Source organism: Carnobacterium mobile DSM 4848 (assembly GCF_000744825.1).
GTDB classification, from domain to species: domain Bacteria; phylum Bacillota; class Bacilli; order Lactobacillales; family Carnobacteriaceae; genus Carnobacterium_A; species Carnobacterium_A mobile.
This window is the reverse complement of sequence record NZ_JQMR01000001.1, coordinates 1968255-1986962: the sequence shown is the minus strand read 5'-3', so window position 1 is coordinate 1986962 and position 18708 is coordinate 1968255. Positions and strand designations below refer to the sequence as shown.

Annotated in this window: 16 protein-coding genes and 1 riboswitch; of the genes, 7 read left to right on the top strand and 9 right to left on the bottom strand. The window is 37.2% G+C overall.

Translation table 11 applies throughout. The features are described 5' to 3' along the window. The first annotated feature begins 333 nt into the window (after window positions 1–333). Both BR87_RS09470 and BR87_RS09465 read left to right on the top strand, forming a co-directional pair. On the top strand, window positions 334–897 hold the full coding sequence (locus tag BR87_RS09470) for a plasmid pRiA4b ORF-3 family protein (RefSeq protein ID WP_051929789.1): 564 nt from the start codon (window positions 334–336) through the stop codon (window positions 895–897). A 315-nt stretch (window positions 898–1212) separates the two neighbouring features. After that, complete coding sequence (locus BR87_RS09465) at window positions 1213–2076, top strand: DegV family protein (RefSeq protein ID WP_035031398.1); 864 nt, start codon at window positions 1213–1215, stop codon at window positions 2074–2076. Between the two features lie 369 nt (window positions 2077–2445). Here BR87_RS09465 and BR87_RS09460 read toward each other — a convergent pair whose 3' ends face one another. The 5 genes from BR87_RS09460 to codB all read right to left on the bottom strand — a co-directional run bounded on the left by BR87_RS09460 (window position 2446) and on the right by codB (window position 7550). Continuing rightward, window positions 2446–3429, bottom strand: coding sequence for a sensor domain-containing diguanylate cyclase (locus tag BR87_RS09460; RefSeq protein WP_035031396.1), 984 nt, complete (start codon window positions 3427–3429; stop codon window positions 2446–2448). Between the two features lie 179 nt (window positions 3430–3608). Then, window positions 3609–4466: a GIY-YIG nuclease family protein gene (locus tag BR87_RS09455; RefSeq protein ID WP_035031394.1), complete on the bottom strand. Its 858-nt coding sequence runs from the start codon at window positions 4464–4466 to the stop codon at window positions 3609–3611. 24 nt (window positions 4467–4490) lie between these two features. Then, window positions 4491–4811 (bottom strand): DUF898 family protein, encoded by a 321-nt coding sequence (locus BR87_RS09450; RefSeq protein WP_035031392.1) that lies wholly within the window; start codon window positions 4809–4811, stop codon window positions 4491–4493. 201 nt (window positions 4812–5012) lie between these two features. Then, window positions 5013–6284, bottom strand: a complete 1272-nt coding sequence (locus BR87_RS09445) for a cytosine deaminase (protein ID WP_035031391.1) — start codon at window positions 6282–6284, stop codon at window positions 5013–5015. Beyond that, window positions 6285–7550, bottom strand: a complete 1266-nt coding sequence (codB, locus tag BR87_RS09440; protein WP_035031389.1) for a cytosine permease — start codon at window positions 7548–7550, stop codon at window positions 6285–6287. It abuts the gene before it with no gap. Between the two features lie 596 nt (window positions 7551–8146). On the opposite strand from codB, the gene BR87_RS09435 reads away from it, so the two are divergent. The 4 genes from BR87_RS09435 to wrbA all read left to right on the top strand — a co-directional run bounded on the left by BR87_RS09435 (window position 8147) and on the right by wrbA (window position 10997). Then, a complete protein-coding gene (locus BR87_RS09435) occupies window positions 8147–8587 on the top strand; it encodes a MarR family winged helix-turn-helix transcriptional regulator (RefSeq protein WP_035031386.1) in 441 nt (146 codons plus the stop codon). Window positions 8588–8690: 103 nt separating this feature from the next. Continuing rightward, entirely contained in the window at window positions 8691–9746 is a 1056-nt protein-coding gene (locus BR87_RS09430; protein ID WP_035031383.1) for an LLM class flavin-dependent oxidoreductase, read from the top strand. Between the two features lie 12 nt (window positions 9747–9758). Continuing rightward, window positions 9759–10325 carry an NADPH-dependent FMN reductase gene (locus tag BR87_RS09425; protein WP_035031380.1) on the top strand — a complete coding sequence of 189 codons (567 nt, stop codon included), beginning with the start codon at window positions 9759–9761 and terminating at the stop codon, window positions 10323–10325. Between the two features lie 60 nt (window positions 10326–10385). After that, window positions 10386–10997, top strand: coding sequence for an NAD(P)H:quinone oxidoreductase (gene wrbA / locus BR87_RS09420; RefSeq protein WP_035031377.1), 612 nt, complete (start codon window positions 10386–10388; stop codon window positions 10995–10997). A gap of 160 nt (window positions 10998–11157) precedes the next feature. Here the strand turns inward: wrbA and mgtE are convergent, their stop codons facing one another. The 4 genes from mgtE to BR87_RS09395 form a co-directional block, all read right to left on the bottom strand. Further along, window positions 11158–12360 carry a magnesium transporter gene (mgtE, locus tag BR87_RS09415; RefSeq protein WP_051929788.1) on the bottom strand — a complete coding sequence of 401 codons (1203 nt, stop codon included), beginning with the start codon at window positions 12358–12360 and terminating at the stop codon, window positions 11158–11160. Between the two features lie 460 nt (window positions 12361–12820). After that, a riboswitch (M-box (ykoK) riboswitch) is annotated at window positions 12821–12984 on the bottom strand. Between the two features lie 507 nt (window positions 12985–13491). Then, window positions 13492–14076, bottom strand: a complete 585-nt coding sequence (locus BR87_RS09405) for a GNAT family N-acetyltransferase (protein WP_035031371.1) — start codon at window positions 14074–14076, stop codon at window positions 13492–13494. A 515-nt stretch (window positions 14077–14591) separates the two neighbouring features. Beyond that, entirely contained in the window at window positions 14592–15491 is a 900-nt protein-coding gene (locus tag BR87_RS09400) for a DUF7916 family protein (protein ID WP_035031368.1), read from the bottom strand. A gap of 24 nt (window positions 15492–15515) precedes the next feature. Then, window positions 15516–16802 (bottom strand): PTS sugar transporter subunit IIC, encoded by a 1287-nt coding sequence (locus BR87_RS09395; protein ID WP_035031365.1) that lies wholly within the window; start codon window positions 16800–16802, stop codon window positions 15516–15518. 350 nt (window positions 16803–17152) lie between these two features. On the opposite strand from BR87_RS09395, the gene BR87_RS09390 reads away from it, so the two are divergent. Then, window positions 17153–18331 carry an ROK family transcriptional regulator gene (locus BR87_RS09390; RefSeq protein WP_035031363.1) on the top strand — a complete coding sequence of 393 codons (1179 nt, stop codon included), beginning with the start codon at window positions 17153–17155 and terminating at the stop codon, window positions 18329–18331. Window positions 18332–18708 lie beyond the last annotated feature (377 nt).

Genomic DNA, 18708 nt, shown 5'->3' with positions numbered 1-18708 from the left:
GAGTTACTCATCAGAAGATTTTTAAATCAATATTCTCCCAAGCATGATTGGCGCTCAGTAAAGCTCTTCTGTTATACTAAAGATTAAAGCGAGGTATTGTCAATGGAAGCCAGTTTCACCGTTTTTGAAGCTCGATTTTATATATATTAGAGGAAAAGATTTAACTCTATTTAGCGGATACTAAAGAAGGTCACCCGTAATCTTTTTGGTTCAACATCATAGACTAAAACTCTTTTATCATCTTTCCTCTCATAATAATGCATTCCATTGAAAGTCGCTGATTTTTTACTACTTTAAGTTCTATAAATCATTAAAAGAAAAGGACGTGCCTATATGATTTTTCAATTTAAAATTTCTTTACTAGATGTCGGAGTTCCGGTGTGGCGGAGAGTCCAAGTGGATAGCCACAGCACTTTTCGTGAATTGCACGAAGTGATTCAAGTTGCTTTCGATTGGTACAATTCTCATTTACACAACTTTTCTATCCGAAAATCAAATGGACACCAAATTCAAAATATTTCTATTGAACCTGATAATGAATATCAAGGTCCTAACTCAGATTCTGGCTGGGGGAATTTCGCCTCTTCCTTGGAAATATTAAATGAAGGAGAAGAAACGTTGGCTAAATGGTTCAAGAAAGAAAAAGATCGAGTTATATATACATATGATTTTGGAGATGACTGGGAACATGAAATTGTACTCGAGAAAATTTTAGAACCCACTCCTGATGTCTACTATCCTATTTGCCTTAAAGCAAAAAATGATGCTCCTGAAGAAAATAGCCGCGGCGAACTAATAGATGGTGATGATTCCTTCTTAATTAATCCAGATGCAAAGGAAATTGTCGAAGAGATCAATGATATGTTGGAAGAAGGCTTTTCTGATTTAGATTTTTGAAATTTAAATTTAAAGATCGGTTCATTGCTTACCTATTCACTCTTTATGGTGTTTTTTATATTATCTAATCTGCCATTCTCACTAGCTTAATTAAACTCCTTCTCTCTATCTATCTTATTCTTATCAAAGCTAAATCTATGAGGATTTTCAAACTAAACATTCATTAGCTTGAATAAATAGAAAGAATTGGCTATCTTTATCTGATTTCAACAAAGGATTTATTAAAAAACAATCGAACATGAGTAGGATTTCCCCCTTCCCTTATGATATGATTGCCACGACTACTTTTTCTAGAAACAACCACAGGAGGGAAACATGACAAAATTTATTATCACTACCGAAAGCGGTTCCGATATATCCCAGCAACTTATTGACCGTTATGGTATCCATGTCATTCCAATGCATGTAACCATGGGTTCTGAAACATTTGATGACGGAAGCTTCGATGTTGAAGAAGTTTACCGTTTTTACAACGAATCAGGGACATTACCAAAAACTTCTGGCTCTACTCCACAAGATAATAGCGTTGCTTTCGAACAAATATTTGCCAACTATCCTGAAGCCCAAATTATTCATATCGCTTATTCAGCTGTAACTACTGTTTCTTATAACTCTTGCCACATTGCTGCGCAAGATTTCGAAAACGTTCATCTTGTGGATAGCAAAAATGTCTCTGGCGGGTTAACAGCTGTGGTCGTTGCAACAGCAAAATTTATTGAAAATTACCCAAACTGCACCGCAGAAGAAATCATTGCTTTTGTAGAAGATGTACGGGAACGCACACGCTTTGTCTTCCTTCCTCAATCGCTTTTATATCTTAAAGCAGGAGGACGTGTTTCGAATGCAGCCTATCTTGGTGCCTCTCTTTTGAAACTTCATCCTACCATTATTCTCGAAAACGGTTATTTAGTAGCTGCAAAAAAATACCGCGGATCGTTTGACCGTTGTTTAAAAAATACGATTAAAGACTTTATCAAGAATTATACCATTGACCCGGAGACGATAATTATTGGCGGAACAGCTGGGTTGAGTGAAGAATATAAGCAGCTTGCTGAGTCTACTTTACAAAGTTATGGTTTCGAGAATCCAGATTGGTTTACAGCAGGCGCTGTTATTTCTAGCCATGGAGGTCCCGGAGCCTTTGGGATTATTGGGATCGAGAAGAAACAAATGCTATAAACACATTTGCTGATAAACGGAACCAACCTATTTAAATGCTCTTTTCCATCTTGTAATTTATCTGCTTTTACTAAGTACATGGAAATTGTCATAAGCTTTTTTAAAGTTCAGCTAAAAGTCATTCAATTAAAGAAACCTACGTATACTATTTCCACTGAAACACAAATTTCAAAGCTTCTATTGATATGAAAGACACTAAAAATAAAAACTTATACTTCTTTTCATAAAGAAACAGAAGTATAAGTTTTTGTGCGTCTTAATCCATTATCTTTGATATCTTTTAAATGAAAGAGGACTCTATTATAACAAGGTAATTAGTCTAGAAAACCGATATAAAAAATTATGAGCGTATCTAAAAAAGACCGTTTTTTAGACTATTATTTGATTTCCACCGTTTTTTTGGGCTGCGGTTAATTTTAGTGCTGCTTTTTGAACCAACTCGCTGATCGTTTCTTCTGAATCATATACAGAGATCCCGCCACTGATGCTTACTTGTTTAGGCAAATCAAAAAGAGTTTCTAGTACTGCTTGTCTGATTGTCTCAGCCCATCTATACGCATCTTCCTTTTTAGTGTTTTCTAATAAGATTAAAAATGCCGATTCTCTATATCTCCCAGCAACAGTTTGTTTTTGCATCGCTGATTGGATTATTTGTCCTGTTACGGTTAATACTTCTTCTGTTCCTACGATTCCAAAATTCTTTTCATAGTCAGAATAGTGATCAATACTCAAGAAAACCAAAGATAGAGGTTGATTTTGTTTTCTTGCTCGATTGGTATATTTTACCAATTCTACTGTAATGGCAGAGCGGGAATACAACGAAGTGAGCGTGTCCTTTTTCCTTTGGTTGGTTAACAGTTCATTTTTAGTTTGTAATTGTTTCCTTTCCTGTTCTTCCTGTGTAATATCAAACACAATTCCTGTAAGAAAAAGAGGCTCTCCTTTTTCATTCCGTTCCGTTACTTTCCCACGGTCTTGATACACTTTCCATGTTCCGTCTTTGGCTTGGATACGGTATTTCACTTCCCAAACAGGTATTTCCCCTCTAAGGTGTTCTGACATCAGTCGCATTACTTCTTCTTTGTCATCAGGATGTACTTTATCTGTAAAAAATTGGTAAGGAACCTTTTCAGGTAAATCCTCTTGCATGTAGCCAATTGCTTCCGCTTTTAAAGGGTTGAAAGTAACTTCATTGGTAGTAAAATCCCAAAACCATTGTCCTAGGTTTCCTGTCCACCCGAATTCTAACCGTTCTGCTTCCTGAAAAGTTTGTAATAGTCTTTTATTTAATTGTTCCAGAGATGTTATCTTCAAGACCAGCTCTTCTTTTGTATATTTCTGATAATCTGTCATCTCATCGCCTCCTTTTTAACAACTTCTATAAACGTTGATCTATGTTTCATTAAATTTCCTTTTTTACCGTATGATTCAACTGAATGGATACAATATCAGCCTAGTTTTATTCGCTTATACTTTCTATAAAAATGATAAGTAATTAAAGGTAGTAATTTTTTTGTAAATGAACAGTATTCTTAGTCTGCTCGATAAATATCATGAAGAGTTAGCCCCTTATCGTTCTTCCAGCTATTCCAGCCGTTATAGCTAGCTTTAAGAATCACATCAATTGCAGTAGAAGGGCTATTAAACAAATGATCTTCAGTAAATACTCCATTTTGATCAATGACACCTCTATCAATTAAATCCTCAAGTACATGATGCATTTTAAATCCTTTTGATTCCTCTTTAGATGAAACAACTGAACCTTTCATTACAACAAATCCTTCATTCGTGTATATACCTTTAGCATTGCTTTCTCGATAAGTAGTATAAAAAGTTTGGTCATAGTTTGTATTAATCTCTGTATTTGGAATCAACTCTGTAAAGATAGGGTAGCCTAGAGACGTAAGCAATATATCTATTGTAACTAATAAATCTGTTAAATCAGCTTCTCTTGCTTCTGTAACAGGAGACTTAGTAGGAATATTTTGATTTATAAAATAACGCTTAGCTGACTTTGCTTTTTTGTAAGCAGTATGTTCTAAAAATTTTATATCTGCTTTGTTTAACTGCCATCTTTGGTTACTGGAAATAAAGACGATAGCCACTTCCCAAAAATCTTTTTCCATATTATGCTGTTTTAAACGATCTTTAATGGTTTCACTTTCTCCAATATAAGCTTCAATCGCTCTTTCATTGTCAATTGTGTCTTTAGCAAACAAAAAATATAGTCCACTTGAATCTAATTCTGGCCTTGATTGTAAGACTGCCTCAAGTTCTTTTCGAGGGATCAGCAATGCTTCTATAATGCTATTAGTAATTTCTGCTATTCTAAATCCGCGTGTATCACCAGTTGGGTAGAACATTTGAATAGTAATCGGTCTTTTTGCCATTAATCATCTTCCTCACTATCTTATTTAATTTACAAATGACGTATTACGAGCTTTCCAGTCTTCTAGTTTTATACTAAGCCAAAAGCCGTAGATGCCCAAGGTAATAAGTGTCAGCAACAACCATTTGATCCAGTGCGAAAATAAACTAAAGGCTGAGCCATGAAATTGCATTCGTCTTCCTTCAATTACCGTATGATTTATTTTCCAGCCATATACCATGCAGAGAGCCCATGGGTAACAAATTCCAAAAGTAATAATTGTGATTACTCCACCTAAAATACTCCAACCTATTAAACTTATAAGGCCACCGTCAAAAAACGATTGTCTGCCATTTTTCATTTCCATCTAAATTCTCCTATATTAAATTATGTTTTTTTCTACATCTTCAAATTCAGTTGTTTTCAACTGCTTATCAATTATATCTTACTAGCTGACGGTTTAAAAGAGCCTCTAGGATTGTTAAATAGATTAAGTTATTTCCATAAAAAAAAGCAGAGCAGGAAATCCTGCTCTGTTAAAGGTTTAGTATTTTTAAGGCATTACGGCTTAACGACTGAATTGTACAGGCTCCTCAAAGCCATCTACTAAAGTCCGTGTTTCGCTTAGCTGAGTTTCGGCAATTTTTTCACCGTTTCTATAAGAGTAGCGGACTGGTACTTGTCTGCGAATGGCTTCGTACTCGTTTTCAGCTGGCAGAACGATAAAGTCAGCAGGTTTCCCTTCTTCAATACCGTAATGGTCTTCAATATGAAGCGTTTTGGCACTATTGGATGTAATCAAATCCATAGCGTGCATAATTTCTTCGTAGCCGGTCAATTGGGAAGCATGCAACCCCATCAGTAAAACTTGCAGCATGTTTCCTGTTCCCAGCGGATACCAAGGATCATAAATGTCGTCATGACCATAACAAACCGTTAAACCGGCTTCCAATAATTCTTTGACACGCGTTAGTCCTCGACGTTTTGGATACGTATCAAATCGTCCTTGCAAATGCATGTTGACTAAGGGATTGGAAACAAACCGAATATCAGACAATTTCAGCAAGCGGAATAATTTAGACGTATACGCATTGTTGTATGATCCCATCGCGGTTGTATGGCTGGCTGTTGTTCGCGTTCCCATCCCTCTTTCGTAAGCTTCTTTTGCGACGACTTCGACAAAACGCGATTGTTCGTCATCGATCTCGTCACAGTGAATATCCACTAGACGATCATATTTTTCCGCCAAGTCAAAAGCAATCTTAAGGGATTCCACGCCATATTCTCTAGTAAATTCATAGTGCGGAATACCACCCACAACATCGGCTCCCATTTTCAAAGCTTCTTCCATCAGCTCTTTTCCATTTGGATAAGATAAGATGCCTTCTTGCGGGAATGCAACGAGTTGGATGTCGACATAAGGTGCCATCTCTTTTTTTACTTCCAACATGGCTTTCATGGCTGTCAAATTAGGATCCGTCACATCCACATGCGTGCGCACATATTGAATCCCTTGAGCAATTTGCCAGTGCAGTGCTTTTTTTGCACGTGTCTTAACGTCTTCATGGGTCAGAGAAGCTTTGCGTTCAGACCACCGCTGGATGCCTTCAAATAAAGTTCCGCTTTGATTCCATTCTGGCTCGCCTGCTGTCAACGTTGTATCTAAATGGATATGCGGTTCAATAAATGGCGGCAGCACCAATGAGCCATTGACATCCAATATATCCGTTGTTTTTTCTGCGGCTTCGGGTTGCGGTTTAATACTGGTAAACTTACCCTCTTCTATCGTAATTTGCCAAAGACCTTTTTTTCCTTTTAGAGCTGCATTTTGAATAATCATTTATTCTACACTTCCTTCAGTTGTTTTTTCAAATGGCGCCATTATTTTAGTGAGCGGCAGTTTCATCAATCCTGTGTATACCACAGCTGTTCCTACTAATGCGTTGAGCGGGGAAATTCCAGGTGCAAATTGAGCCAAAGCTACACCGATAACCCAAGCCAGAAGTGCTGTCCAGTTAACTGGAACAAAAGTTGCTTCTTCAAATTTGGCATAGTTGCGGCGTTTCACAAAAAAGTAGTCGGCAATAATGATTGCTCCAATTGAAGGAATCGCAGCACTCAGCAAGTTCAAGAAGCCGACAAAATTAGTGTACATCCACATAGCCAACACGGTTCCAACGATTCCGTTCACAAGAACCCAGAACTTTTTAGAGATTTTTGTAATATTGGCAAATCCTAAACCAGAAGCGTAAAGTGCATTATCATTGGTGGTCCAAATATTCAGTGCCAATACTAAAATTGCTGGTATCGTCAGCCCTTGCAAGAACAAGACTTCTGAGATATCTGAAAGCCCGTAAACCATTGCTCCTACTGCTCCGAATAGGAACATCAGCGAATTGCCTAAGAAGAAAGCGGTAGAAGTAGCTCCGACAGCAGAACGCGATGTTTTTGCAAAGCGGGCAAAGTCGGCTGTCAATGTTCCGCCGCTGATAAATGAACCGATACAAATCGTTAAAGCAGCCGAAATCGTTAGACTCGTTTTTGGCTCGTAGTCGAATAATGCTGTCAAACCACCCATGACTGTGGTTGCTTCAATGGCGGAATAACTTCCTAATAGGGCAATCAGAGGAACAGCAATAAAACTTAAGATCACCAGTGATTTCATTCCGTAAAGAGAAGCCAATGTAATCGCGATCCCAAAGACGAAAATCAGTAAATAACTATTCCAACCCATTTCTTTTGCGATGGGAACGGCAAACATTGCCACGCCAACTCCGAACCAGCCGACTTGCGTAAAGCCCAATAAGAAAGATGGTAAGTACGAACCTTTTTCACCAAATGAATACTTGGCCAGCAAGTGAGTAGACAAACCCATTTTAGCCGCAATATGCGCCAGTGCACCGGTATAAAGACAAAGTGCCAAATTTCCGAGCAAAACGACAAGCAAAAATTGAGAGAATGTCAGATTCAACCCCAATTGCCCACCTGCCAACATGCTGGCTGAAAAGAACGTGAATCCCAACATCACTGTCATTGTTTTTGCAAAAGAATTACGGTTCGATTGCGGTACCGTTTGTAACGAAAATTCTGTATCGGTTTTCTTCATGTTATTTCCTCCCATTTCTATGGGGTACCAAAAAGCACAAAAAAAGAGGCTGATTATCAGATTACACCTGACAATCAGCCTCTTTTCAAATACAGAAAATAGTCGTACAGCTGCACTTGTACATACTTTTTTTCTATTTTTATCCGCTTCCTTGTCAGTCTCTCTGGGCTGATTTAAAGGTACCTGTTATTTGATTAAGTTCATTATTCCAGAAAACAGCTTGGCTGTCAACCAGAAAAAGTACTGCGGTTTTTTTCGAACGGTATTTATTTATGTCTTAAACCTGCTCTATTTCTCTGAAAAATAGATTTGCCTGCCATATCGATAGAAACTCAAGCGTCTTACGGTAGGCAAAATGTATTTGCCTGCCATATCGATAGAAACCCAAGCGTCTTACGGCAGGCAAAATGAACGTAAAGTATATTTGAAGTATTTCACCTTGTTTTTAAAATAATGCACACTCATACTTTATCTCAGTTATTTGTCAGTCTCCTTGTGAAAGCTTTTCATCTTTATAAATTAATTTTGAAACTTTTCCCTTGCATTTTTGTCAGTTGAGTAGTAAAGTGATGATAACGAAAAGGAGTGATGACAATATGCGAAAAAATACTCTTGGTTCATTGATTTGGCTTCGGATCGCTCGTTTCACTCACCAAAGCAATTTGCTATCAAACGAATTCTTAAAAGAATATGATTTAACAACTGCTCAATTTGATGCGTTGCTTCAAATTTCAACCTATGAGCCGTTAACGCAAAGCGAACTTGCAGAAAAAGTTACGGTCACGCAAGGTGGAATCTCTCGCATGCTTGCTCGTTTAGAAAAAGATCAATTAATCGAGCGCAAACAGGAATGGAAAACAAAAACAATTTCGCTAACAGATAAAGGCCGGAAAAAATTAGAAAATGCTTATGAAGCCCAACTTGAGTTCCAATCCTCTTTTTTTGAAGACTGTTTATCAAAAGAAGAACAAAAAGTACTGTTTTCACTTATGTCGCGCATACAAAAACAAAGCAGAAAAAAATATCTGGAAAAATGATATTTTTTTACCGTATCACTTGACTAGTCAAACAATTTTCCATCCAACAAATGAAAGCCAGAATTAAATCAAAATCAACTATAACCGATAAGGAGATTCACTAATGGAAAAATACCGTATCAACCAATCAAACGGGATGGAATTTGGTCTGTATTCTTTAGGCGACCATATCATGAATCCTTTAACAGGAAACCGAATTTCAGCACAAGAAAGAATTCAACAACTAATTGAAATGAGTCAGCTTGCTGAACAAGCAGGAATAGATGTTTTTAGTGTGGGTGAAAGTCACCAAACTTATTTCGCATCCCAAGCGCATAGCGTAATTTTATCAGCAATTGCCCAAGCCACAAAAACAATTAAACTATCCAGTTCAGCAACAGTATTAAGTGTTTTAGACCCTGTACGTGTGTATGAAGACTTTGCAACGATTGATTTGATTTCAAATGGACGTGCAGAAATCGTTGCCGGCCGTGGTTCGCGTGTTGGAGCTCATCAGTTATTCGGTGTCGATTTACAGGATTATGAAGAAATTTATGAAGAAAAGCTGGAATTGCTTAAGCTGATCAATGAAAATGAACGTGTTACCTGGCAAGGAGACTTCCGGGCTCCCTTGCAAAACGCCGAGATTTTACCGCGTCCTTTAAATGGATCGCTTCCCATTTGGCGTGCTGTAGGAGGTCCGCCTTCTAGCGCAATCAAAGCAGGTTATATGGGACTCCCAATGATGTTGACTACGTTGGGTGGGCCGGCAATGAACTTCAAACATTCTGTCGATGCTTACCGTGAAACTGCTCGGCAAAGTGGATTTGACCCAGCTGGTTTACCAGTCGCCACAACTAGTTTATTTTATGTAGCCGACTCGACAAAAGAAGCGCTGCAAGGAATGTATCCGCATATCAATGGCGGTTTCCAAGCCATTCGCGGTACAGGATATCCAAAACAACAATTTGCACAAGCAACAGATTACCGTGATGCTTTGATGGTCGGCAGTACCGATCAAATTATTGAAAAAATATTGTATCAATATGAATTGTTCGGCATGCAGCGGTTTATGGCGCAAATTGATTTTGGCGGTGTACCATTTGATAAGCTCATGAAAAATATAGAACTTATTGGGAATGACATTATCCCAGCAATCAAAAAATACACAAAAAATTAAAGGAGGTGAACTATGAAAATCGCTGTATTAGCCGGCTCAATCATCGGTTCCAAAACAAAAACAGCTATGCTGAAAACAGTAGAGATTCTTAAACAAAAATACCCGGAACATGACGCTGTGCTTTTAGATTTAGCCGAGTATACAATGGTGTTCAGCGATGGACGGAATTATTTTGAGTATGAAGGCGATACAAAATACGTTGCAGAGACTCTCATGGCTGCAGATGCCATCATCATTGGAACGCCTACTTTCCAAGCTTCTATCCCTGCCACACTTAAAAATATCTTCGACTTGCTGCCGGTCAACGCTTTCCGAGATAAAGTCGTCAGCAGTGTAATGACAGCCGGTACAACTAAACATTATTTAATGGTGGAACAACAGTTGAAACCCATTTTAGCGTATATGAAAGCTCACATCGTCCCGACATACGTATTTATTGAAGAAAAAGATTTCTTGCGAAATGAAATCATAAATGATGACGTCCTCTTTCGTTTAGAACGACTCATTGAAGATACGGTATTGACCGTTGAAGCTTTCGCAGCTATTCGTAAGGAAAAAGACGAAGAATACGACTTTTAATGGAACAAATTAATTAGATAGAATTTTTTTAAAAAAAGAAAATCAAAGGAGAAGATCAATATGACAAAAGCAAATTTAGCAGTAGTATTTTATAGTATGGGTGGAACAAATTATCAATTAGCACAATGGGCAGCAGAAGCCGCAACAGCAGCAGGCGCTGATGTCAGAGTATTAAAAGTACAAGAATTGGCTCCTGAAGCAATCATTCAAGGAAATGAAACGTGGAAAGCTACTGTCGAAGCAACAAAAGACGTTCCAGTAGCAACATCCGCTGATTTGGAGTGGGCAGATGCCATTATTTTCAGTACTCCAACGCGTTTCGGAAATATGCCATCACAAATGAAACAGTTCCTGGATATCCAAGGCGGCATTTGGGCTAGCGGAAAAACAGTTAACAAAGTAGTTAGTGCTATGTCTTCTGCGCAAAATCCGCATGGTGGACAAGAAGCAACGATTCTATCATTGTATACCAGCATGATGCACTGGGGAGCCATTATTGCAGCACCAGGGTATTCAGACCCTGTCTTATTCAAAGCAGGCGGCAACCCTTATGGAACAAGCGTGACTGTAGGACAAGACGGAAAAATGATCGAAGATGTAGCAGATGCTGTGAAATACCAAGCTGAGCGTACCGTCAAAGTGGCAGAATGGGTCAAAAAAGGCAACGAATAAGCCTGCTTTAGGTTTGTTTTTTGAAGCAAAAAATAAGTTAATTATTCAATTATGCAAAGGGAGAGCGGGATTTGTGTCCTGTTCCCTTTTAAACTTTTTTTTAAAAAGAGCAGCACCAAACGTCTTGAATTACGTTTGGTGCTGCTCTTCTATTTTGTTCCTAAAGCACATGAAGAAGTTTTGTTGCTACACTAAAATAAATTAATAATCCCATTGCATCATTGATCGTTGTAATAAAAGGCCCGGAAGCAATAGCGGGATCAATTTTCAATCGATTGATAAGGAAGGGAATGACTGCTCCTACTACAGTCGATAAACTTAGAGTCACAAAAAGTGAAAACCCAATAATTGCTGCTAAAACGAGGTTCTGATAAAAAATGCCGACGACGAGTGCTAAAACTGCTCCTGCCGACAATCCAATCATCATTCCTGCTAAGAGTTCTTTGAGCACATTCTGCCAAAACTCTTCTCTGGTTCTTTCTTCTCCCATCGAAATATTTCGAACTGCAACTGCCAATGATTGTGTTCCTACATTCCCAGCTGAATCCATAATAATTGGAATAAAAGCAGCAAGGATAACTACTTGACTCAATGTTTCCTCAAACGAACTGATCAAAGAAGCACTGATCATTCCTAAGAAAACAAGAATGACGATCCACGGCATCCTTGCACGAGCAATTTGCCATGCACTCTCTTCTCCTCGTTCCGTTTTGCTTTTCGTTTTACGGATAGCAGAGAATTCATTAAAATCTTCTGTCGTTTCTTCAACCAAAATATCCATCACATCATCGACCGTCACAATTCCGAGCATCACATCTTCATCGTTCAAAACAGGAACGGCCAACAGATTATAATCTTGAATCATGCGAGCAACCGCTTCTTGGTCATCATTCAGACGTACAAAGGCTAATTGAGTCAACATTACATCTTGGACTTTTGTATCTTCCGGATTCAAAATTGTGTCTCGCAAAGATAAGATGCCTACCAATCTGCTGGTTGTGTCTAAAACGTAAATATAGTAGACCATTTCTGCTTCCTTAGCAATAGTACGTACCATCTCCACTGTTTGCTGCACAGTATGTTCAGGAGAAACGCTAATAAACCCTTTCGTCATAATGGATCCCGCAGTTTCTGGTTCATACGCGAGCATTTCTTCTACTTTGCTTCTTTCTGCTGTGTCTAAGAAATTTAAGAGAACTTGTCTTTCTTCGTCATCTCGGTAAGATAAAAAGTTTACCACATTGTCTATCTCCATATAATGGAATAAGTTCGCAATGTATTCAGGCGAGAAGGCTTCATAAGCTTCTGTTTGATCAGCAGGATCCATCCATTCAAATAATTCCGCAAATTCTGCTGGTTCCAAAAAGCTCTCTACTTTTTTCTCTTTTCAGGATATAAGAGGTGAAAAAGTTCAACTTGATCATTTGTATGAAGTTTCAAAAATAGCTTACGAAATTTTTTACGGTTGTTTTCCTTTGCGGCTTTGAAGATTCCTTCATAATAGGTGTTTTTTCTGTCATCCATTCTTTTCATTACTATCATTCCTCTCAGGAAGGCTCATTAAAAGTGCTCCTTCTTCTTGTATTCGTTTTTGCATTATATGAATAAAACTTTTCGATTTTTTCATCTGTCGACAAGATGGAATAGAATCCACTTGAACCACCCCCTAGAGAACTTTATAGTAATGAAACAAGCTAATAACAAAAACAGTTTTCTCTTGTTGTTTTTCATTTACCATTTAACTAAAAAAGAAATAAAAAAAAGCACGCTTCGAAGAGCGCGCAAAACAACTGATAGACAGTTGATCAAAACGGATTTAATACCAGCACCCCTTCATTGAGTTTCAGCACTGTACAGCATAGGGACGATCCCAGCTGCGTTAAAAATTTCCTTAATTCGAAAATTCCTGTTAACCCATTGGCGTCTTTGGACGTTTCTGGGCAGCAGCATATCTCTAGTACAGTAGCCTCACCTAACAAGGCTATTCAATTCTTTCTATCTCTCTTATTCATTGTAGGACAAACAAATTTAATATTCAAGCTAACTTCTTTATTATTTGGTAAACCTTTGATATAATCTTATTCATAAGAAGGCCTCTTTCATTTATGTATTTGCCGCTCAAGCATACATTTATGATAGAACGCCTTCTTTCTTTTTTGGGTTCTATTATTTTTAGTGTTGGTAAGAAGAATGAGTCTATTCCACAACTTGAAATTTTCGGAGGAATAGCGGCTCCTTGCAGCCATGTAAAGGATTCAATGCGAATTACGAAGCGGTTAAGCTTCGTTTGAGGCTTGAAAGGCTGGAGACATGTAAGGCTCCAGTCGTTCCCATGACTCTTGCAAGCAGACGCGTAAATTCCGGAGGAAATTTCATTATTAAGCATGACCAACACAATTCGATAAAGAACCTCTTTTTGCCAGTAAAACATGATAGAATCTCGAGAACTATTTTACACATACCTTTTTGAACGACGCTTTTTAGGATAGAAAAGTTAATCGTTTCGCTCTATCTGATTGTACTCATTTTCCCAATCTGATTTAAGCATAGCGTACGTTGCTATATCACAAAGGTTTCCTTCATTATCCTTTGCTCCCTCTCTTTTGATTCCTTCAAAACTCATTCCAACCTTTTCCATAACCTTTCCCGAACCAGGATTTTCAGTATGGTGACTGGCTTCTATTCTATTAAATCCAACACGTTCAAACAAAAAGTCTTTAACAGCGACAAAAGCTTCTGTCATGATTCCTTTATTCCAATACTTTTTAGACATACAATACCCAATCACAGCTGATTCAATATCGTTGTTTATCTGAACCACATCAATCGTTCCGATGACTTGTTGGTTTTCTTTTAACTCTATACACCAGCGATAGCAATCTTCTTGTTCCAGCTCTTTTTGCCAACTTGAGATGCTAGCTATGGTAACCTCGATACTGTTATGCGGCTTCCATGTTAAATGTTTGGTGACTTCTTCATCACTTGCCCAGTTGTGATACATGTCTTCTGCATCATCTAGCGTGATCATTTTTAAGAATAATCTTTCTGTTTCTAATGGTTGAGTGCCGATATGTTTCACCTAATCATCCTCCTCAGTATCATCCTTCTTTGTACCTATCATACAGGATAAATTTATATTATTCAGCGGCTGATTTGCTTAGAAACTATGAATTCAATAAAACTTGTCACATTAACCATGTCCTATTTTAAATGAAAGTTAATTTGTGACGAGTAATATTCAAAAATTACAAGTAAAAAAGCCTCTAACAAGCGTTAGAAAGCTTCTTTTCTTGTAACTTTGGTTCTATTATTTTTAGTGTTGGTAAGAAGAATGAGTCTATTCCACAACTTGAAATTTTCGGAGGAATAGCGGCTCTTTGCAGCCATGTAAAGGATTCAATGCGAATTACGAAGCGGTTAGGCTTCGTTTGAGGCTTGAAAGGCTGGAGACATGAAAGGCTCCAGTCGTTCCCATGGCTCTTGCAAGCAGACGCGTAAATTCCGGAGGAAATTTCATTATTAAGCATGACCAACACAATTCGATAAAGAACCGTAACTTTATGAGATATAACCACTCAGTTGTTGCTACAACTATCATCTACTAATAGAACGCGCAACTCTCGATACAGTATGACGCTGTCCACGAATGGCTTTACTCATTGCAAAAATATTTTCAACGGTAGCAACCCCGCCATATCCAGCATCGCCAATATGTTGAATATCAACTCCACATATTTTATTTTGTAAAGCCATGTACTTAATTGTATCAGGTTCGGAACTTTCTTGGCTCGTCCCGATAGCAGTCATAACTAGAGCTCCTTCTTGGTGTGCTAATTTAACAGCTTCTTTTAAATCTTCTTTATCAAACCCAGGCACTGTTCCAATTGATGGTGTTAGAATAATATCCGCTCCAGCCTCAATCAGGCTTTTAATGACATTCAAATCAGCAACAGCTTCATCAACCCCAGCACCATGCATTTTTCCAGCAATAATAAGTCCTGAGTAATATTCTTTTGCTTTTTTCACTGTATCGATAATTGCGGCATTTGTTACGCCTGTTCCTGGATTACCGGTAAAGCAAACAAAGTCTAATCCTAATGTTTCTATTTGTTTCAATGTTTCAACATTTGCTTGGCGGCCTACAGCAATTTCTGCTCTTTCTTCCACCATATCTGCAGATGTATCCACTGGCTCTAAATTGACACCAATCGGACGGCCGACTAAGTCATGCAAGCGATCAACAAACGATCCTTCATACTCCCCAATTGCAAAAATATCAGGGTTTAATACGTCAATTCCATTTAGAAGAATCAGGTCTGCTCCAAATGCACCTGCAATTTCAGAATTTGTAATGTCTCCGATAAAAGATTCACGTGGAGCGACATTTTCAGATAGAATAACGCGACCTTCACTTGCTTTAATACTTTGCTTCAACTCTTGTGCACTCATACTTAGAATTTCTGAAGCATTCGCACTTATTAAACGTTTGACCATTTTTATATAACTTCCTTTCTATTTTTAATACAACGGCTCATTTTCTTCTTGTGCTTTGAAACGTTTTTCAAGGGCTAAGAAGAATGGCAGATAAAGCAGAATATCCAATACAATCAAAACAATTTGTAATATTGATCCATTTATACTTCCTGTGGTTAAGAACCCGCTAATAATAGGCGGCATCGTCCAAGAAGCGACAACTCTAGTTAGAGGAACAAGCCCTGTTGACATAGCGATATAAGCAACGATTGCATTTACAATTGGAGCAACAATAAAAGGAACCAGTAATGCAAAGTTTAAAACAACAGGGACACCAAACATTGTAGGTTCATTAATATTAAATAAGCCAGGTACAACGGTTATTGGAGCCATAATTTTAGTTTGTTTGCTCGTATTCTTTTTACGGGCTATATAACCAAGCACTAATACTAAACCAATCGTTGCACCACCGCCGCCAATATAGACAAAATTATCCATAAATGCGATCGTAATAATGTTTTTCATTTCTGCTCCTGCTTGATAAGCAGCATTGTTTTCGGCTAAGTTTGAAATCCAGATTGGTTGCATAATCGAGTTCACAACATTTCCTCCATGGATACCAATAAACCATAACAAACTATTTAAACCAGCAACAATTACTGTACCAAAAATATTGTTACCTAATAACCCGAGTGGTCCGCCTAGAACTACTTGAGCAAGCTCGTGAAGGTTAGGCCAAGATACTGTATCAAGAATAGAATAAATAATTAACCAGAATGTGATGATTACTGCACCGGGTATAATAGCGCTGAAACTTCTTGCAACAGCTGGCGGAACGCTCTCAGGCATTTTAATTTGAATATTGTGATTAATGAACCATTGATAAATAAATGCACTAAACAATCCTAAAACAATAGCAACAAATAAACCACTAGCGCCAAGGTAACGAACAGTTAAACCTGCTCCTGCTTCCCCTGAAATAAAAGGTGTAACCATAACAAAAGAAGACATTGAAATAATCCCAGCAGCAACACCATCTACTTTATATTGATTCGCTAAACTTTGAGCTATTCCAAAACTTGCCACCAAACCAATTAAACCAAAACTGCTATCAACGCCTTTCCATAAGTAATCAGCCACACCGATATCTCCTAACCAAGCTTCCCAACCTGGAACTGGAAAACTGGCGATTACCATAAATATTGATCCAATAATAATCAACGGCATGGCTAATGTAATTCCATCCCGAATAGCTGTTAAATATTTATTAGCACTTAATTTTGAAGCAATCGGCATAAGCTTTTCCTCGATAAAACTATTTGATTCAGACATAAACACCCTCCTGTTAATTATAGTTTATAAACAAACATACAATATAAAACCCTTTCATTTGTTTATTAGTAATATTTAGTTATTAAAAACAGTATAATAGTTTAATTTTATTTTGTAAACAATTAAATGTATTTAGGTCGTTTTTTTCTTCTTAAACGTTACAAAAAATAAATATTAAGTTATACTATCATTACTATGATACATTACAATTAATATACGGCAAAATAAGTCTTCAAACAAAGTGGAGAAAGAAATACAAGTTTAATACCGCACACTCCTTCTACTATGACTACTCTTACTTATTAAAATGTAGATTCATCTGTAATTTAGCACAGAAAGGGGCTATTACCATGTACCTGCCTAAGAAACAAGGTATACAAAAAACAAGAATCTTAGATAAAATATATACGAAAGGTCCGATTTCAAGAATCGATATATCAAAAGAACTATCCATCACCCCTGCTACTGTAAGCGAAATAACAAATAACCTTATTAAAGAAAATCATATTCACGAATTGGGAGAAGATGAAAAGTATAGTAAACCAGGACGCAAGAAAATATTACTAGCTATTTCTCCCTATCATAACTATTTCATAGGTGTAGAGCTATCTGATAATTTTCTATCTTTTTGTTTAAGCGATAATCTTGGAACAATTATTGAACAGCAAATTATTTATCACAATAATTGGGATTATCAAGAAAAGCTTACAGATACCTTTTTTCTGAATAAATTGAACCAATTTATCGAGCAATGTACAGAATATAATCCTGTCGCTATAGGCATTGCGATACCTGGTCACTATGATCCCGTTAACCGCACTATTAAAACAAACAACCCATTTTGGCAAACATTTCCACTGAAAAATATTGTCGACTCAATTAATCTGCCTATTTATTTAAAAAATAACGTCAAATGTATGGCAATCGCTGAACGTTTATTTGGAGATGATATACAAGACAAGAATTTTATTTTTCTGCATGTTCGTCGCGGGATGTTTTGTACTTATATGTATAACGGGGAAATATACGCAGAAAACAATCATTTGATTGGTGAAATTGGACATACTGTCATCAATCCAAACGGTGAATTATGTGAGTGTGGTAAAAGGGGGTGTCTTCAAACTTATACTAGCGAATCTTGGATGATAAAAAAAGCAAATTTGATATATGAAAATGTACCTCATACTTTCCTAAAACAGTTAGCATCCGAAAAAAAACAGATTGATATCAATACACTCATTAAAGCCTATCAATTAGGAGATGAAGGTTCGATCACAATTATTAATCAAGCTATTTATTATTTTTCTATTGCAATCAATAATTTATTAATGGTTATGGATTCAGATATCGTCTATATCCATAGTGAATTATTGAGTGAGCCTGAACTGGCTGATCTCCTGATTAAGTATATTGATGACAATGCATCTTTATTGAATCTTCAACATCCTAAACAACGAATCTTTAAACCTTATAATGAAATAAATGGTGCTCTTGGTGCGTGCGGACTCTGTATTTCTGAAACATTGTAAATTTTCATGCTAAATAAAGCTTATTGCTACTTTTTAAGTAGAGTAAAGAAAGCCAGTATTTGTTATGTTGTAAAAGATAAAAACCTAATTGGTTTAGGGAAATATTTCAAACTCAATAAAAGTTCATTTAGCAAGGAGCTCTTCTAAGAGGGGATATTTTTATTTGCAGAAAAGGCCTGTACATACGGATGTACAGACCTACTTTATCTTTCAAGAGCTTTATAACCAGATCTTTCAAATCACTACATGACAAACTAACTTACAAATATTGTATTGCCAACTTTCCAGTCTTCTTGTTTCACACTCACCTAAAAGTCAGTTTTCTAGCATAACGATTGTAAACAGCAACCATTTGCCCCAGTTGAAAACAAATTAAA

What these genes read in the sequence shown, in the direction of transcription:
- BR87_RS09470 (WP_051929789.1), top strand. Translation starts at nt 334, where the DNA reads ATGATTTTTCAATTTAAAATTTCTTTACTAGATGTCGGAGTTCCGGTG.
- BR87_RS09390 (WP_035031363.1), top strand. Translation starts at nt 17,153, where the DNA reads ATGTACCTGCCTAAGAAACAAGGTATACAAAAAACAAGAATCTTAGAT.
- BR87_RS09430 (WP_035031383.1), top strand. Translation starts at nt 8,691, where the DNA reads ATGGAAAAATACCGTATCAACCAATCAAACGGGATGGAATTTGGTCTG.
- BR87_RS09395 (WP_035031365.1), bottom strand. Translation starts at nt 16,802, where the DNA reads ATGTCTGAATCAAATAGTTTTATCGAGGAAAAGCTTATGCCGATTGCT.
- BR87_RS09400 (WP_035031368.1), bottom strand. Translation starts at nt 15,491, where the DNA reads ATGGTCAAACGTTTAATAAGTGCGAATGCTTCAGAAATTCTAAGTATG.
- BR87_RS09435 (WP_035031386.1), top strand. Translation starts at nt 8,147, where the DNA reads ATGCGAAAAAATACTCTTGGTTCATTGATTTGGCTTCGGATCGCTCGT.
- BR87_RS09445 (WP_035031391.1), bottom strand. Translation starts at nt 6,284, where the DNA reads ATGATTATTCAAAATGCAGCTCTAAAAGGAAAAAAAGGTCTTTGGCAA.
- BR87_RS09425 (WP_035031380.1), top strand. Translation starts at nt 9,759, where the DNA reads ATGAAAATCGCTGTATTAGCCGGCTCAATCATCGGTTCCAAAACAAAA.
- codB (WP_035031389.1), bottom strand. Translation starts at nt 7,550, where the DNA reads ATGAAGAAAACCGATACAGAATTTTCGTTACAAACGGTACCGCAATCG.
- wrbA (WP_035031377.1), top strand. Translation starts at nt 10,386, where the DNA reads ATGACAAAAGCAAATTTAGCAGTAGTATTTTATAGTATGGGTGGAACA.
- BR87_RS09450 (WP_035031392.1), bottom strand. Translation starts at nt 4,811, where the DNA reads ATGGAAATGAAAAATGGCAGACAATCGTTTTTTGACGGTGGCCTTATA.
- BR87_RS09465 (WP_035031398.1), top strand. Translation starts at nt 1,213, where the DNA reads ATGACAAAATTTATTATCACTACCGAAAGCGGTTCCGATATATCCCAG.
- BR87_RS09455 (WP_035031394.1), bottom strand. Translation starts at nt 4,466, where the DNA reads ATGGCAAAAAGACCGATTACTATTCAAATGTTCTACCCAACTGGTGAT.
- BR87_RS09460 (WP_035031396.1), bottom strand. Translation starts at nt 3,429, where the DNA reads ATGACAGATTATCAGAAATATACAAAAGAAGAGCTGGTCTTGAAGATA.